Source organism: Mucilaginibacter sp., assembly GCF_965200995.1.
Lineage (GTDB): Bacteria > Bacteroidota > Bacteroidia > Sphingobacteriales > Sphingobacteriaceae > Mucilaginibacter.
The window spans coordinates 3,151,459-3,166,296 of the sequence record NZ_OZ241743.1 but is presented as its reverse complement, the minus strand read 5'-3'; the positions used below and the strand labels follow the sequence as shown (position 1 = coordinate 3,166,296).

The 14,838-nt window shown below is 40.2% G+C and carries 24 protein-coding genes; 3 read left to right on the top strand and 21 right to left on the bottom strand.

What is annotated here, in order from left to right:
* Positions 1-5: 5 nt before the first annotated feature.
* From ACY652_RS14745 to ACY652_RS14735, 3 genes are all read right to left on the bottom strand, one after another.
* Complete coding sequence (locus ACY652_RS14745) at positions 6-401, bottom strand: hypothetical protein (RefSeq protein WP_462265149.1); 396 nt, start codon at positions 399-401, stop codon at positions 6-8.
* A gap of 56 nt (positions 402-457) precedes the next feature.
* Positions 458-817, bottom strand: coding sequence for a hypothetical protein (locus tag ACY652_RS14740; protein ID WP_462265148.1), 360 nt, complete (start codon positions 815-817; stop codon positions 458-460).
* Between the two features lie 145 nt (positions 818-962).
* Entirely contained in the window at positions 963-1,415 is a 453-nt protein-coding gene (locus ACY652_RS14735) for an SMI1/KNR4 family protein (RefSeq protein WP_462265147.1), read from the bottom strand.
* A gap of 157 nt (positions 1,416-1,572) precedes the next feature.
* Here ACY652_RS14735 and ACY652_RS14730 point away from each other — a divergent pair, with 157 nt between their 5' ends.
* The gene (locus ACY652_RS14730) at positions 1,573-2,046 is read left to right on the top strand and encodes a hypothetical protein (protein WP_462265146.1); all 474 of its coding nucleotides are present in this window, start codon (positions 1,573-1,575) and stop codon (positions 2,044-2,046) included.
* On the opposite strand, the gene ACY652_RS14725 is transcribed toward ACY652_RS14730, so the two are convergent.
* The 5 genes from ACY652_RS14725 to ACY652_RS14705 form a co-directional block, all read right to left on the bottom strand.
* Complete coding sequence (locus ACY652_RS14725; protein ID WP_462265145.1) at positions 2,043-2,606, bottom strand: DUF6438 domain-containing protein; 564 nt, start codon at positions 2,604-2,606, stop codon at positions 2,043-2,045. The genes ACY652_RS14730 and ACY652_RS14725 overlap by 4 nt on opposite strands.
* Positions 2,607-2,690: 84 nt before the next feature.
* Positions 2,691-2,993, bottom strand: a complete 303-nt coding sequence (locus ACY652_RS14720; RefSeq protein ID WP_462265144.1) for a hypothetical protein — start codon at positions 2,991-2,993, stop codon at positions 2,691-2,693.
* A gap of 60 nt (positions 2,994-3,053) precedes the next feature.
* Positions 3,054-3,317, bottom strand: a complete 264-nt coding sequence (locus ACY652_RS14715; protein WP_462265143.1) for a hypothetical protein — start codon at positions 3,315-3,317, stop codon at positions 3,054-3,056.
* A gap of 329 nt (positions 3,318-3,646) precedes the next feature.
* The gene (locus tag ACY652_RS14710; protein WP_462265142.1) at positions 3,647-4,156 is read right to left on the bottom strand and encodes a hypothetical protein; all 510 of its coding nucleotides are present in this window, start codon (positions 4,154-4,156) and stop codon (positions 3,647-3,649) included.
* Positions 4,157-4,232: 76 nt separating this feature from the next.
* Positions 4,233-4,682, bottom strand: a complete 450-nt coding sequence (locus tag ACY652_RS14705; RefSeq protein WP_462265141.1) for an FEKKY domain-containing protein — start codon at positions 4,680-4,682, stop codon at positions 4,233-4,235.
* 189 nt (positions 4,683-4,871) lie between these two features.
* Between ACY652_RS14705 and ACY652_RS14700 the strand changes: the two genes are divergently transcribed.
* Together ACY652_RS14700 and ACY652_RS14695 are read left to right on the top strand one after the other, a co-directional pair.
* Positions 4,872-5,255, top strand: a complete 384-nt coding sequence (locus ACY652_RS14700; protein ID WP_462265140.1) for a hypothetical protein — start codon at positions 4,872-4,874, stop codon at positions 5,253-5,255.
* A gap of 116 nt (positions 5,256-5,371) precedes the next feature.
* Entirely contained in the window at positions 5,372-5,521 is a 150-nt protein-coding gene (locus tag ACY652_RS14695) for a hypothetical protein (protein WP_462265139.1), read from the top strand.
* 124 nt (positions 5,522-5,645) lie between these two features.
* Here ACY652_RS14695 and ACY652_RS14690 read toward each other — a convergent pair whose 3' ends face one another.
* From ACY652_RS14690 to ACY652_RS14630, 13 genes are all read right to left on the bottom strand, one after another.
* Positions 5,646-6,101 carry a hypothetical protein gene (locus tag ACY652_RS14690; RefSeq protein ID WP_462265138.1) on the bottom strand — a complete coding sequence of 152 codons (456 nt, stop codon included), beginning with the start codon at positions 6,099-6,101 and terminating at the stop codon, positions 5,646-5,648.
* A gap of 110 nt (positions 6,102-6,211) precedes the next feature.
* On the bottom strand, positions 6,212-6,763 hold the full coding sequence (locus ACY652_RS14685) for a hypothetical protein (protein ID WP_462265137.1): 552 nt from the start codon (positions 6,761-6,763) through the stop codon (positions 6,212-6,214).
* A 287-nt stretch (positions 6,764-7,050) separates the two neighbouring features.
* Positions 7,051-7,557: a hypothetical protein gene (locus tag ACY652_RS14680; protein ID WP_462265136.1), complete on the bottom strand. Its 507-nt coding sequence runs from the start codon at positions 7,555-7,557 to the stop codon at positions 7,051-7,053.
* Between the two features lie 173 nt (positions 7,558-7,730).
* Positions 7,731-8,006 (bottom strand): hypothetical protein, encoded by a 276-nt coding sequence (locus ACY652_RS14675; protein WP_462265135.1) that lies wholly within the window; start codon positions 8,004-8,006, stop codon positions 7,731-7,733.
* Positions 8,007-8,049: 43 nt separating this feature from the next.
* Complete coding sequence (locus ACY652_RS14670; RefSeq protein WP_462265134.1) at positions 8,050-8,364, bottom strand: DUF6804 family protein; 315 nt, start codon at positions 8,362-8,364, stop codon at positions 8,050-8,052.
* A 100-nt stretch (positions 8,365-8,464) separates the two neighbouring features.
* Complete coding sequence (locus tag ACY652_RS14665) at positions 8,465-9,436, bottom strand: ArdC family protein (RefSeq protein ID WP_462265133.1); 972 nt, start codon at positions 9,434-9,436, stop codon at positions 8,465-8,467.
* A gap of 336 nt (positions 9,437-9,772) precedes the next feature.
* On the bottom strand, positions 9,773-10,552 hold the full coding sequence (locus ACY652_RS14660) for a hypothetical protein (RefSeq protein WP_462265132.1): 780 nt from the start codon (positions 10,550-10,552) through the stop codon (positions 9,773-9,775).
* A gap of 282 nt (positions 10,553-10,834) precedes the next feature.
* Complete coding sequence (locus tag ACY652_RS14655; RefSeq protein WP_462265131.1) at positions 10,835-11,320, bottom strand: hypothetical protein; 486 nt, start codon at positions 11,318-11,320, stop codon at positions 10,835-10,837.
* Positions 11,317-12,039 carry a DUF6896 domain-containing protein gene (locus ACY652_RS14650; RefSeq protein ID WP_462265130.1) on the bottom strand — a complete coding sequence of 241 codons (723 nt, stop codon included), beginning with the start codon at positions 12,037-12,039 and terminating at the stop codon, positions 11,317-11,319. Before ACY652_RS14650 ends, ACY652_RS14655 begins: the two co-directional genes overlap by 4 nt.
* Positions 12,040-12,319: 280 nt before the next feature.
* On the bottom strand, positions 12,320-13,027 hold the full coding sequence (locus ACY652_RS14645; RefSeq protein WP_462265129.1) for a hypothetical protein: 708 nt from the start codon (positions 13,025-13,027) through the stop codon (positions 12,320-12,322).
* Between the two features lie 5 nt (positions 13,028-13,032).
* Positions 13,033-13,545, bottom strand: coding sequence for a hypothetical protein (locus ACY652_RS14640; RefSeq protein WP_462265128.1), 513 nt, complete (start codon positions 13,543-13,545; stop codon positions 13,033-13,035).
* Positions 13,546-13,744: 199 nt separating this feature from the next.
* Positions 13,745-14,350: a hypothetical protein gene (locus ACY652_RS14635; protein WP_462265127.1), complete on the bottom strand. Its 606-nt coding sequence runs from the start codon at positions 14,348-14,350 to the stop codon at positions 13,745-13,747.
* Between the two features lie 11 nt (positions 14,351-14,361).
* Positions 14,362-14,733, bottom strand: coding sequence for a hypothetical protein (locus ACY652_RS14630; RefSeq protein WP_462265126.1), 372 nt, complete (start codon positions 14,731-14,733; stop codon positions 14,362-14,364).
* Between the last annotated feature and the right edge of the window lie 105 nt (positions 14,734-14,838).

Below are 14,838 nucleotides of genomic sequence, written 5' to 3'. Positions count from 1 at the left end.
GCTTATTAGGCTGATTCATCCTGACTCCTGCGATTCAATTCATTGATAAGTAGTGTAACTTCATCAGCTTTAAGTGGAGTACCTTTCTCCTGCCATTGCCACTCGCCCTTGACATTGAAGTTCTTGTATACGCTGCCTAAGTATACTTTCTCAAAGTCCTGATCATGTTTGATTCGGCTTTCAATTGTCGTCTTTAACTGTCCATCTTCCATCCACTTCAGCTCTCCATCTTCTAAAGCCAGTTTATCGTAATCCTGCACTACAAAGTTCTCATAAACGTATATCGTCAGTTCACCAGCTTTGAATATAGGTAGCTTATTTGCTTGTAACAAAACTGGACTCAAGTAGAGCGTTCTTTCTCTCTGTTCAGATTTAAACGTGAAGGTTTGTAAGTTGACCATATTCGGCTGATTTTATACGCTCCAAGCTAGTTAATGATGTTGTGTAATGTAGCAAATTAGTTTCTCCTCCACTCCTCAACCTTATAAGCTGTAACCACGGAATTTTTGTTCAGATAAAAAGTCAGGTTCTTTATATATACCGGATCAATATCCCAGCCGTAATCAGTGATGATGTTATAAGTCATTTCGTAAGGTGAGGTAGGTGTATAGTTCTGGTCACCCAATAGTTTAACAAGTTGTTTCCTGGTCATTCCTTTTAGCTGGTGGTGATTAAGCAAATCATCCAGCATATACTTGCGCTGGTTACACATGCCTGAATCACAATCATCCCAAGCTGTACGGTTGAATGACTGCTGACATGATGCGCTTATAAGGGTAAACACAGTACAGACAACCAGCAACTTCAATTTCATCATGTATAAGTTTAAAAGTTAACCAAGATAGTTAACTTTTAAAGAATGAAGCAAACTACAGGTTCACCAAGTCCAACTTGCCAGAGATGATGTTTTTCCTGAATCGTTAACTATATATACGCTTTAAAAAACATCATCTTTGCTGCTATCAAAGCTCTTTCACCCAATCTAACAAGCCACCTTCATCATGCAAGCCACCCTTTAAAAAGCGCTCAATAAACGCTGCCAGTGAACGGGTCAACACTCCCTTTCCCTGGGTTTCAGGAACAGTAATATAGTAATCGATGGGGTCAGTCGCACTGACTTTAAGATGCCAGGTTTCAGAATAAATTAAGTATTCAGCTAAAGGTATAGGCTCATCGTTGTACCTGTACTTTACCTTTTGCTCAATCATATCCTCCATAGGTATCAGGTTGAACATCCAGTCATACGTATCAAAGCCATTGCAAAACCTATAAAACTGCTTAATGTCATCGGGTAAGTTCACTTTGTAGGTCTGCTCCACTTGCTTAATCAGCTCTTCACTCACACCTGGGCGCAACTCAATCTGCTCATCAATATGGCGATCTTTCAGGTATTGAATAACTTCAGTAAGGTTCATGTGGCTAATGTTGTATAATCGTACCTAAACATCAATGCATCAACAGTGATAAAGTAGGTTTAGCTATCTTTTTAAAAGGCTAAACTTCTAAATCAATATCTAAAGGAAAGCTCAATCATTACCAAATTCCTTATACTTGCAGTTCAATAACAACACTATGGCAACTATCACCGAAAAGGACATCATTGCTCACCTGAAAAATAAAATCAAGTTCCATCAGCAGGAAGTTAAACGCATTGAGCATGTACTAAGTGCATTCAGCAGTGATACAGCTACAGCTAAGGTAAAGCGTGAAGCCAGTGTTGAAGCCAATGATACTGATGCTTTAAAAGCTAAAGCTACTAAGGCTAAAGCTAATAAGCCTGTTAAAACTGTGAAGCCATTACAAGTACCAATCGAGTATCAACCTACACTTACTTTAAACGGTAAGATTGCTTATGCATTGAGTCAAATTACAGCAGGCACTGGTGAGGAGATTGCTGCAAAGCTTGTGGAACTACAGCCTGAATTGGATAAGGCTAAGGTAACGCAGCAACTATCAGGTGTACTTTCAACACTAAAGAAGCATGGTCAGTTGAGTGCGGTGAAGGAAGGTCGTAAGGATAGGTTTGCGCTTGTTCAACTGCACTAATAAGCCTTCGGTAGTGGCGGTGGTTCCAATGGGCTCCATTGTATAGTCGTCCTGAATTTGATGCTATCTTTAATCGGCTTCAAGTTCACTTTCTTGTATGTATTCGCAATCCAAAAGAATACCTCTCTTACAGTGTCCGGCAGACTAGCTGATTGAGCGCTGATGTGCTTGGTTTTTCCATTGCCGTACTGAATAAACAATTCGAGCCGCTCATCATCTAGCGAGTGTGTATAAGCGGTATCCAGCTGCTGGTAATGAATTTGGTTGAGCTTAATGCCCACTGAATCCCACAATTGCTGTGATACTGTACCGGTAAAATATCCTTTTAAGTTACCACTTTTCTTATCAGGAGGAAAGAATGGCGTTTCACCGCCATAATATTTATATTGCAACGAACTGTCAAGACTTAAGGCTGTAAGTTGACAAGGACCGAAGCAACCACCTGTTGCTATGTCAACTCGCTTAATCCGATTTTCTACCGCCTTTTTGCGCTCGCATGAAGTTATAGCAAAGCTCGTCAGCAAAATAATGCAAATAGTTATAGATAAAGTTCTATTCATTTGATAAAGATGGAAAGAGATAATACTGTAAACATGTAGCTGTAAATTGATTATACTTAGTTTTAAAAAGTTATTTTGATCGTGTCATTGTTGCTCTATTAGCTGCGTGACTAATTCATTAAGCCACTGATCATGTTTCTCCTGCTCCTCGTCAGTTAATAGTATGTTGATGAGTTCTTTTTTATTTATGTAATCCCATAGGAAAATACCGAGCCAGCCTAATCCCCAGTAATCCATCTGACCACCCTTGCTTTTACCTTCTATTACGACCTGACTCAAGCTGCCAAAGTCACCCTGATCAAAATAGCGATAGCTCACCTCATAATCTACAAGTTGTGGCTCTATGGTTTGTTTGAACCAACTAAGGTCATTTTGATTGGTCGTCATACTTTTACAGGGTTGGATATGCAAAGAGCATCAGCCCATAAGTTGCGGCTGAGATAAAGCTTACGGTTCAAAGTTATTCACCTTATGCCATACCTTTCCTTGATACGTAACGCTTGAAGCCACCATGTCAAAGGTATGGTCATTAGCTTTCAGTTCTCTCATCTCTTCCAGCCACCGGATAGGCGCTTCAGGTGTAGTTGTACGTACAATGCGGTAGTCCATATCGATGTCATCCCTTCCATAAAGTATGCCTTGTACAATCAGGCAATCATTATCACTAATGTAAGTAACCTGATCTTTCCATGCAGGACCAGAGAAGATCATACTGGCGAAGGTTGCAAAGAGGGCTAAGAACAGAATGATTGGGATGAGCAGTGTGGCCAGTATCTTTAGCCATCCTCGAGCCTTGTCCCATAGGACGAACCCACCCATGCAGAGCAATAGAAACATACCCCAAATGGCTAGTGTGCCATCAATCACATATACTAAGCTATCGCTCATCACCTGTATGGGCAGCATGCGCTCCCAGGGCAGGAAGCCAATTAGTGTGACTACCCCTAAAGTAAACCATAGCCACTTATGCCATGGTCGAGTGTTGTTTGAATATGCTGTGGTGTCAGTCATAAGGTTGCAGCTAAAGTAGTAAAAGTCATTCATTCGCTTTCCAGCTTGATGACATCCTTACCATCACTTCCCACCGGAATGTAAGACACTCGTACATAAAGCCCATTGTGGAAAGTACTGATTTCGGGTGCGCCATAATTATATTCAAAGCGTGCAGTATCCACCGTAAACAGTTTCAACTTCGACCTATTCCTTCCCACCATTGTATCCCGTAGCTGTTGCACCCTACCTTGAACCACCTTGTACTTACCATCACGGTAAGCGGCATAGGTATCCATATAACTGAAGATCATTACCATGATGATAAAGGGTGTAACTACAGCCACTATACCTATAAGCCAGGCACCCTTGCGCATGCCGCTGAATTGCAGCTGATAGCCTTCACTATCATAATCAGATGTATCAGGTGATACATATCGCTTGTTATACCAATAGTATCCATAACCAGCCAGTCCCAAAGCTATCAGGATGAGGAGTGGTGCCATCGACTTAAGCAGATGTGAGGCACTATTGAAATAGTATAAAGTGTGTAGGTTCATGGCTAGCAATAGATTAGCACTAAGATAAAAGTTAAATAGATATGCTCCTCATTGCATTTGAATTGCTATCACATGCTTATCTGTATCCAACCACATCCTTTCTTACCTCCTTACGCCACCGCTTACCATATTGCTTATCCAAGTAATTAAAGATAGCTCGGTCATAAGCTACCATGCAGGTTTGCTTTGGCGGTGTACACCCGTAGTCCTCATAGCGCAGGTGATACTTCTTCTCAAATACTTCCTGTCCATGATAGTAAACAGGTGAGATGCCACCAGCTAACAGTAATCTGATCTTGCCATGCTGAATGCCCCAGTCAGCCTGATTAGCATCTACCTCGCAAACGTTGAGTTGAATAGCAAACAAGTCAATAGACCTACCCTTAATAATGAATAGGGTATCCAGCTTGTAATCTTTGTTCATCAGGTGATACTGGCCATTAGCTAGGGATTCAAAGGTGAACCTGCCTAAGCTATCGCTATGCTGCGTGGTTATGGTCTTTCCTGCACTGTCAGTTAATGTCAATGACAGAGCTTTAAGCTGCAATCCGTTCACTATAATACCTTTGATGCTGTATGTCTGTCCCGTTTGTCCACTAACAACAATAGGGAGCATACTACAAAAGGTAAGCAGCAATATAAGACATATACTTGGTTTAAAAGTTAAGGTTATCATTGGCAAGGCAATATAGCTTTCTTTTCCTACCTTCAATACATGAAGCAAGTGTTTATCCTATCCTTTTTGTTACTATTAATTTTTGAAGCAGCAGCTCAAAGGGTAAGAGATAAACATAGAATCAACATTCCACCACGAGTCATTTCAGTTGCGGATGCATCAAAGTATGCTGGCAAGCGTATTAGGGTTTCTGGTATTGTTGTCTATCATAAGCGTACGAATGCTAATAGAAGCCGCTTAATTATCGTGTCTGAAATTCCATACGCAACAATGGAAATTTTTACTGAGGGAAATGCTAACAGACTTAAAAGCAATCAACTTCAAGCTGCGCATATCGACGTAACAGGTACGGTTATAGAAATAGAACATCGTCCTGCAATGGTCATCACGCATCTGCATCAAATACATTTCGTTAAAGATTAATATTTTGAAGGGTTACCTGTGCAGTAAGTATATAGGCTGATAAGTTTATCCATATTTTATATCATTATTACTAATCATTAACACCTGCTTAGCGTTACATCCCTACCTTTACACCTATGAAAAAGCTGCATACCCTTTGCCTGGTTACACTTACTACCATAGTAAGATTGCGTTTGGGTTGGGCAAAGCTATCTGAACAGCTCAACAATAGAATAATAAAGGTGGTAACTGATTTGAACATATGGTTAAGGCTTCGAGCCTACTAATATAATGATGAATCTATGTAAGTAAGTGTTAAAAGGCAACCTCTAAAAGGGGCTACCTTGAATACCATTGATAGGCGATGTTACTCGTACCAGCTCAAATGGCTAATTTCTATGTTGCTGCATTTCATTTTACCCTTGATAGAATCCATTTTGTAATAGCTATACCAAGATGAACAACGAATATTAGCTGAGCTACCAGGAAAGCTATTATTGATAAAAGGTAAGGTAGTATCAGAATAAAGTTAGAACGAGCAGCTACAGTGTAGCCTGCATCATTAATACCTGTTGCATCTCTTCGCGTTAACAGTAGCAAGCTTATCACAGAGATAATGGTAATAACTATGTGTAATAAGGTCAACCTTCTAGAGGTCTCGATAGGTACAAGTAATAAAGCGATCAGCCATAGGAAAAGCAAAACAGCAGCTACACAGACCAATAACACCCTATAGCCAATCACATAGTAGGTATCGTGCAAATTCACATCAATCACTCTTTTAGTCGGTAATAGCGATAGCAATACCAGTAGTAAACCAATATAGGCTAGAAAGTGATGAGGTTTACTTTTAAGTTGAGTAAGCATGAGATTGATTAAGCTTAAAAATACTGCTTCGCAGTGATCTAAAGGCAGCTATTCATGTAATATAAACTGAACCTATGTGCGGATAGAGCAGCTAACTTTGAGGTGACAATTCAGACGTTGCTAGCAGCTAAATCCTTATAAGCGGTATATGCACTATCTATCCATGCCTTACCATATACCCTGAGCTCATAAATCCAAGTGCGTGTACTAGTGCCGTCTTCATACCAATTGCCCTCATTGTGGTCAATCCACATCATGTTACCAAAAGCAAGATCATAAGTATATATAGTATTACCATCAAAATCTAACAGCGCCAACAGGTGCTCTGTTATCCATGACGTATCTATCTTCAGCATAGCTATATCCTGATAATCATATGCCGTTAGGTAGTTTTCCTGATTCAAGAGATTGCTTTGAGTAAGTATAGATTGTAGCTTTGATAATTGTGTCAATGGAAAGCTAACAATAAAAGCAGCTTGATACAAGGAACGATCCAACTGAGCCTGCAATGCTTGTCCCTGCTCAATTGATATCACGCAGGACTCATCAATGTCATTAGCTGAAAGCCTGGAGGCTAGGGCTAGTAAGCCAGGTAGCTTGCGCTTGCGCTCCTCTTGCAGCCGTAAGTATCGTATCCTTTCTTTACGTTCGTCGCTATTCATTCTGATCCGCTAATATAAGGAGATAGCACAGTACCTTATGACCAATACCGAACACTTGCACATTTTTCATACTAACACTGTTATATAATACCACCTGTCCAAAAAATGTTCATTCAAATCAACTAACCGCTTAACTACATTTCAGTGGTAAAATAAGGGTTAGTAACCCCATGAAATGCAACTGTAGCTGAAGTGGCTGTTGTAAGGGATTGAAATGATGTGCCAACTGTTTCTTTATAAGGCTAAACTTGTAAAGGATGTATCAAAAATATGTTTTGACATTCAAGCTAAGGCAAGTTCGTCCAGTCAATTCGCTTATCGTCTAATAGCGATTGCAGCCATTGACGGTTTGAACTAATAAGTGTTCCATAATCAGTAGCTGAAGGTATATCCACTTCGAACAGGTAATCACATTCTTTCCTCAAAAGCTCATAGCGTGTTCTACCTTTAATGGTTGCAGGATTGAGATAGAATTTGGGTAGTTCGTTCAACTGCACAAGTGCGATTCCGTTAGGTAGCTTTGGTAGTACTTTTTTAAAAGCAGTTGTAGGCATTACAAAATCAAACTGGACACCTCTGGCCAGTACTTGATAACTGCTTGTAAAGTCAACCAAGGGTAGCTGATAGGTTTGCCATTCAACATCACTCAAGAGACGGTGCTGATATACCCACACATACTTGTAATCGTCATCGAGCAGGTAAGGCACAATGGCATTGGTCGCGAAGTCAAGTACAATCTGATATTGATTAAGATAAATCTCCTTTATTGTGCCAATGTTTTCCTGCCAGCTCATGGTAAGCGAAGATAATAAAGCTTCGTAGCAATATTAAGCTGATATTGTATCACCCGACACTTTCAACCAAACTTCTTTTATATAAGGGTCAATAGTCAAAGTGTCGCTAATTGATTATTAATGTAACCCTATAAAAGATACTTTTTAATTTGATTGAAGTCATAGTTACGTGCTTAAGATCTTCTACTGGCTGCTCCACCACCGCCAAGGCCTCCTAATCCAATAATGTAACCTAACCAATAAAATAATCCTGAATTATTATCAGCATAAAGGCCATAATCCATTCCAAATAGTTTAGATAATAGTGCAAACGGAAATAAAACTAATCCGTGTATGATGCCACCAAAGAAACCATATTCATGGCTGGTCGACTCATTAGGCGCACATGATGATAAAACGAGAAGTGTAAAGAAGATTATGCATAAGGAGGCGGTTGTTTTACGGTTCATTTAATAAGGTTTAAAGTTTATGATACTATGGTTCAATATAGAGTTATACTTCCTTAGTTGTTGACTGTTTTTCCTTTGTCAATTGAAATAACTTAATGGTGAAAACTATGGCAACTGTAATGTCTAATGCCGCCCATATTTCTTTGTCGTTTAGATATATTGGAAGTATAGGGTTAAATACAACCGCACAAAGACCAAGCGCAATTATCCAGGGAGTTACATCTGCTCGATATTCATTTACAATCGTCATCACTGCGGTAATACAGACAATAATCCGGAGCAAGGTATAGTAACCGATGGGTAATGGAAATAATGCACACAGCAGTAGCACTATGCTTAAGATAAGTAAAGGTTTCATGTGATTGGTTATTAGTAAGCTTGTGAATTTAAGTAATGGTAATTAAATCTCCAAATATGAAACTAAATTATAATGTATTGTAGTTTAAAAGTAAAGCCTCCTAAGAGGCTTCATAATTTACGTTCAGGATATAATCACAAGCACGTTGAGCCTGTGCAGCAGCTTTCAAGATAAGCGTTTTGTCATTGCGGAGTGCTTTAAGCCAGCCTTGCAGGTAAGCTGCACTGTTAGCCAGTGTAGGCAGTCCAATATTGGTGATTGCACAAAGGAAAGCACTGGTCATCTCTGCGGTGAGTTCTTCTTTAGCGTAATTACTGCTACCATAAGTTCCTTCAATCATTTCCTTACGATTTAAGCGGCTGGTATGTCCAGTGCTATGCGCTAACTCATGGTAGAAAGTACTATAGTATTCTTCTGCGGTTATTGAATTGGTTAAGTTCGGTATCACAACCGTATCAGTAGAAGAAATGTAGTAGGCTTTACTTCCGTTGCAGTTAATCTTTGGTGGGTTAGGCATATCAGCAATGACTTGTTCACAGGCCAGTATCTGCTCATTCTTACTTTTAGAAGTTAAGGAAGGTAAGTCAAAGGCTATACCTTCGGTTTGTGCAATGTTAAACACCGTGTGTGCTTTAGGTACCAGTTTGGTAGATGGTTTGACTTGTAAAGCATCAGTATCAGCAGTAGTGTTGCTATTGGTCGTTGCATTAGTATCACTATCATCACCCTTACGCTTACTTTCAATGGTAGCCCAGTAAACAATGCGTGTACCTTTCTCTCCTTTACGGATGTTACCACCCAATGCCTGTGCTTGTTTATAAGTTAAATAGTAAGGTGTAGCATAACCGTTCAGCATGGTATGGAAGTTCAACCAGAAGATGTTCCAGCCTCTGTATTCGATGCCAGTAGTGATGTTCTTAGGTAAGCCTGCCTGGTTCCAGCTACATTGCCAGATAACCGTGCCTTCCTCTAAGGCTTTAATCACTGCATCTGTTCCTTCCTGATAGGTGTCTTTGTAAGTAGCAGTGTTGTTGGTGCGTTTGGTTGATGGACGTTTTGTGTAAGTTGCCATAATCTTTCAAGTGTTAAGTGATGAAAAGAAATTAATTATGGCAGCCACTACAGCCAGTAGCGGGCAATAAGGGCAAGGTGGAGATCACCTTTGCTTTAGGAGAACATGGAATAAATGGGTGCGAGCGTTGGCATAGTGGGTTTATGCCGTGAAAGCCCTAAAGGAAAGTGATACGACCTTGGTGCGGTGGTAAAGTGCGTGAGGTACCGTTTGCAGGCTAACCGGCTAACTTTGCTTGCCAGGATTGATTGCTTTGAGTCTGTCGTAAATGGGTTTATGCCGAAAGCTCTTGCCCAGCAGCTATAAGCGTAACTTTACTTAAATGATTAATGGCTCCTACTCATTGATATTCTTCCGAGTGTCTTCCTCATAGGTTATATAGCGCATATCTTTGAGCCTACGATAGTAACGACTCGTGAATGGCTGCCCTTTATGATTAAACCGACAAAAGAAGTGGGGGCATAAGTAATGCTCATCACCACGTAAATCATACTCTATAATGTCGTCCAAAGCAATGGTTTGGATTTGAGCTACTTGAACTATGCTGATATTCTTACCTTCAAAAGGTAACTTATCCGTCCATTGATTGTTAGGGTAAACGTATATCTCTTTCAAGTCGGTTATAAAGGATAAGCCATTATGCTTCAAGCTGTCAATCTCAGCTCCAAACCATTGATACTGGCCGTCTGCGTTCAACACATGCTCAGGATAGTGTTTATCATCTATTGAATGTATTATCATTCTAGAACGCCTCTTTCTCTGCCCTGCATCATACTGTAACCAATCTGCGAAATCCTTTCTAATGCGGTTCCTCATTTGTAATCTGGAGACGACTTGTTGTTCGGTTGAAGTTGTTTGTATATTGAATTGCGGATAATGACGTTTAAGTGTATGCTGGGAAGCACTCGCTTGCTGTTGTATATGCTCCCATCCCCAAAAGACAACACTAAAAGGCAGTTGCAACTCACCTTTAAGCTCTGCACAGTAATCATCATAGTCCGTATGTTCACTCATGTTGGTTGCAATGTATGCTGTGGTGAAGTGAATTTTGGGCTCTGTCTTTAACTGGATCAAAGTGCCTTTAATGTCATTCAACAATTCACTTTTCAACGACATAGCACTCCGTGTTAGGTCTTTATTCTTGCATTGTACTACAATACTCTGCTCAGAGGACAGTATATCGATGCCACGCTGCTTATGCCCGTTCTTCCCATAACACTTGAACGAGGCAGTATGGTACTGTTCATTGAACAAGTCGCGAATCAAGTATTCAAACTGCTTATGATTACTCAAGGGTGGGAGCTGGTAATCTGACATGGGTTAGTGACGATTGATATTAGTGAGAATTAATACGGTTGCATCTGGGGTCATACTGTAAAATAGAAGTGATAGATCGAACTAGTAATGAGGTGCTGACTTGTTCTTGAACTTCTCCAGTTCTACAGCCTCCGGGAAGTACGCTCTGAACTTGTCTGACAGCACTTCATCTTTGAACTTCACCATCGTATAGCTGCTATCAAAACTGACAATCTCAATCCTAGCTTCAGGATGCTGCAAGTTACTATTCTTCCAAACCACCGGGTTTCCTTCCACATAGGGTAGGTTATCTTCGTCAACAACGATAGAACAATCGGATGGTATACCCAGTAGTATACCCCAGATCATCTGCATGTTCGCTTCTACTACTTGCCTGAATTGGGTGGCGGAAAGAATAAAGTAGTCGTCATCCATATTGATGGGTAAGTTACCTTTATCCCAGTACATGTACTCCAGATCTGCCAGTAACCAGTTGAAGCCATCAAGGTCGTCAATAATAGGTGCAAGTACCGCCTTTAGGTTTGTATGGTAATCAAACTTGTCGCTATATCTAAGTATCCAGTTCATGCTACCTCCCTATATGACCTTAAGCGACTTAATTCAACTGATGATTTGATCACCATAACCATCTGCCATACACCTAATGCGAAAGTTATTACAACGCAGCTCCAGATTAGCCAAGTCTTCAACGGCCATTGCCTCACGATGAAGAATCTATCGCCGTCAGTTAAAAAGAGGCTGACAATCACTATGCTTAAGCAGAGCAATGCGAAGCCCAAGCTCAGGTTTTGCCTGATTTTACGCTGTCTGTATAAAATACTGTGTGTGGAAAGTGTGTAAAACTGTATGAGCGAGAAACTGGTACCAACAGGTGGGTCCAAATGCCTCGCCTCTTGCTTATAATAGTTTTGATCTCCATCCAGCTGATATAGCTTGCCTTCTGATATGAGCTTTGTCAGTTCTCCTTGAATACCTTTTAGTGTCCATGTTCCCTTGTGTTCAGCTTGCGATTCTAAATACCCGAGTAGCCGATACTCATCAAAACCATCTATGCGGTTGCCGTTACCAAAGTTGAAGTCCACCGCTCTGTCTTGCAGATATACTTTCAAACCGATTCCGTGGTAGAAGTAGCGCAACTTGTTGCGGCCTATACTTCCCAACTGGGGAAACATTCCATCCTTCCATGCTCTGAGCAAATCCTTACGTTTATACTTGTCATAAAAGGGCTGTACTACTTCTCGTACAGACTGCTGAAAACTATCAATGACCTGTTCAATGGTAAGCATAAACTGTTGTTGATAACAGCTAAGATAGTATTTAAGCTCTACTGTTGATATAGTGAATCCATTGAACTGGCTAATAAAGCGTTTGGTTCTATCCCTTTACAGGTTAAGGAGCATCCTTAGCTTGTAAACCAACACAGTGAACAAATCACCTTTGCCGGTTGCAAACACTATGACAAGTCAAGCTCTGCTTGGCGAAAGCTGATGTGTACGGTAGTACTTATCAGGTGTAGCGCAACTTGGCACATGGGTTTGCTGGCTTAGGTGGTGAGTAAACACCGATTTACCAGTACTGCTTTCGTCTTATATGATTTACTAATTTTTTAGTACGTTTCTGATTGTACTCGGTTGAATGTCCGTTGTAATACTTCAATCCAAAGTATGTCAAAATAGGTATGGCCAGCAACACAATCCAACTGTAGTCCTCCAATTCATCAGTGGTTTGAGCCGGTGTAGCCGTATAAGTACAAGCAGGAATTAGGCTAATCCGACCTGTGTCATACAGTACCATATTAGTTAACTTCTCCTTGTTGAGATTTTTAAAATTTATTTTCAAATTCTCTAGGTCAATACGCAGTATGTTGTGAGCGTCCAGGTCAGCTAACTTTTCCTTGGTTAAGTCGCTTTTAACAACTACTTCAATAAGCAAGTCAAGATATTTATCAGTATCTATAATGGCATCAGGAATACGTTTGCCAATCGGTTGCTTAGTACGAACATTTGTATAGTTACAATTGGTACCATTTATCATTATATAGCTATTTTCCTGTATAATGATGATAGCAGTTGAATGCAGCCAAGTTTCACCTGTACAAGTTGCTGCAACTTTGTGCGTGAAATATTTGGTACCTTTATAGTTTCTTTTAAATATTAATGGTTTCTCACAATCAGGATCAGGACATCTATAGTCAGCCACACCTCGCTTAGCTTCGTCAACATCCACTAAACAGTTATCAATGGTATGCCATGCAATAGGATATTGAACAGCCATAATGCTTAGCTAATAATTAAGTTAACACCTATAGCATTGGTAAACACATTTAAATACTGCATCACTGTGTCTAGCTTATACTCTTCCCAATAAGGCATCAGGTGTATAGCATCATTATGAAAGTTGAGTACCCTGTCCAGTACCAAGCTAAAGTCATTTGATTGCTTACCAATAGCTTTTGATAGTTCCTGCTCAAAGTACACACCATGAAAGTTGGCAAGGAATGCTTGCTGTATAGCTACCTTGTCCTGCACATTGAGCCTGGGTATCTCAATGATCTCACTCATATCATCATTTATCAGTTCTACCCTTACCTGCAAGTCAGCCTCAATAGGTAAGTAGAAGGGTTTACCGTAATGATTTTTGATAACGAACCGAACACCGCAATTGTCAGCCTGTAACCTGGTAAAGAAGCACTGGTTCATACCATCATAGAAGTAACGCTCTGTGGTGAAGTAAGCAGGCAGTGTCATTGCACTGGTGAGCCATAATAAGGTATAACGCTGTTCAGGTGTCATCTTACTTTAAAAGTAAGGAGTTGGTTTTGCTTTCATACTAGGTGTTGATAAAATTATACTGTGGATATAACAGCTTTGCAACGGTCGCTGAAATTCCGTTATACTGTCGATATAATAAGTTTGCATTAACTGGAAACCGCAAAAAGAGCCTATCCTAATAACGGATAAGCTCTATGCTAAACTTTTAAACATGAGACTTTTAAAGACCTTGATTCAACCCAAGTTCGTTCTTTCGCTCCATGACTACTTTGTTGTTGAGAAAATACCACTTGTCACCTCTGACGATAGGCTGCTGCATTAGATTTTTGGAATAACCAACGATTTCATTACTCCAAGGCCAACCTTGTACTAGGGTAACCACTTGTCCGTTCCAGTATCGATACGTTTCCTTTCTTGAGCTTTTGGTTTGTGCGCTGGTGTCCTGTGCCGTATAGCTGCCATAACTTTGAACGACACGTGTAATCATGTCTGCTCGTATAGTACTACGTTCAGAGGCTAACATATCCTGCAATTTAATTTCAATTTCGTAAAGTTGATCCTTGTAGAAATATAAACAAACATACTGTGGTACATATCCATATACTTTGAAGTCATCAGGATGCTTGACTAGGTAAGTTTCTTCTTTTGTTTTCTTATCAGATGTAATCTTTTTAAGCTGTGTTACCTCTTTCAGCTCATGAAGTGATAGACTAAAATTTATTTTATTAAACCCATTGTGCATGTCCAAGTCACTTATCGATTGAGCTTTGATAAAGGAAGATTGTAGCAGAGCAACGGTAAAAATCCATAAGGATAGTGTTTTCATGGGCTATCCGTTTAGAAGTAAACTACTTTGCCTAGCACTGGAATATAGACCTTGTACTCAAACTGGTCAGCGAGCTTGTCATAAGCATTTAGCTTTTCAGCTACTGGTCGATTGACCGAGAAATCACTCCAATACTCTGAAGTCAATTCTTTAACACCAGCAATGACTACAGACCTTTGTATCTGTGCCACTTTAAGTTTGATCTTTTGAACATTACCAGTAGCACCAATGATGTAGCCGTTCATGAGTTGAACGCTGACATTACCTGTTGAAGGTGCAATGGAAGGATTGACATTGATTGGCTCATAAGTCACATACTGTGCTTTGGCGGTTGAGATAGCGGCTGTACTAATGATTGCCGCTAAGATGATTTTGGTAAACATGATATGATTTGATTAATCACCATACCAGTCCTATATGGTGGGTTGTAACGCACGAAAGCGCCTGGACTGAACTCCATTTGCGTTTCAAGGTTCGGCAAAACCCAA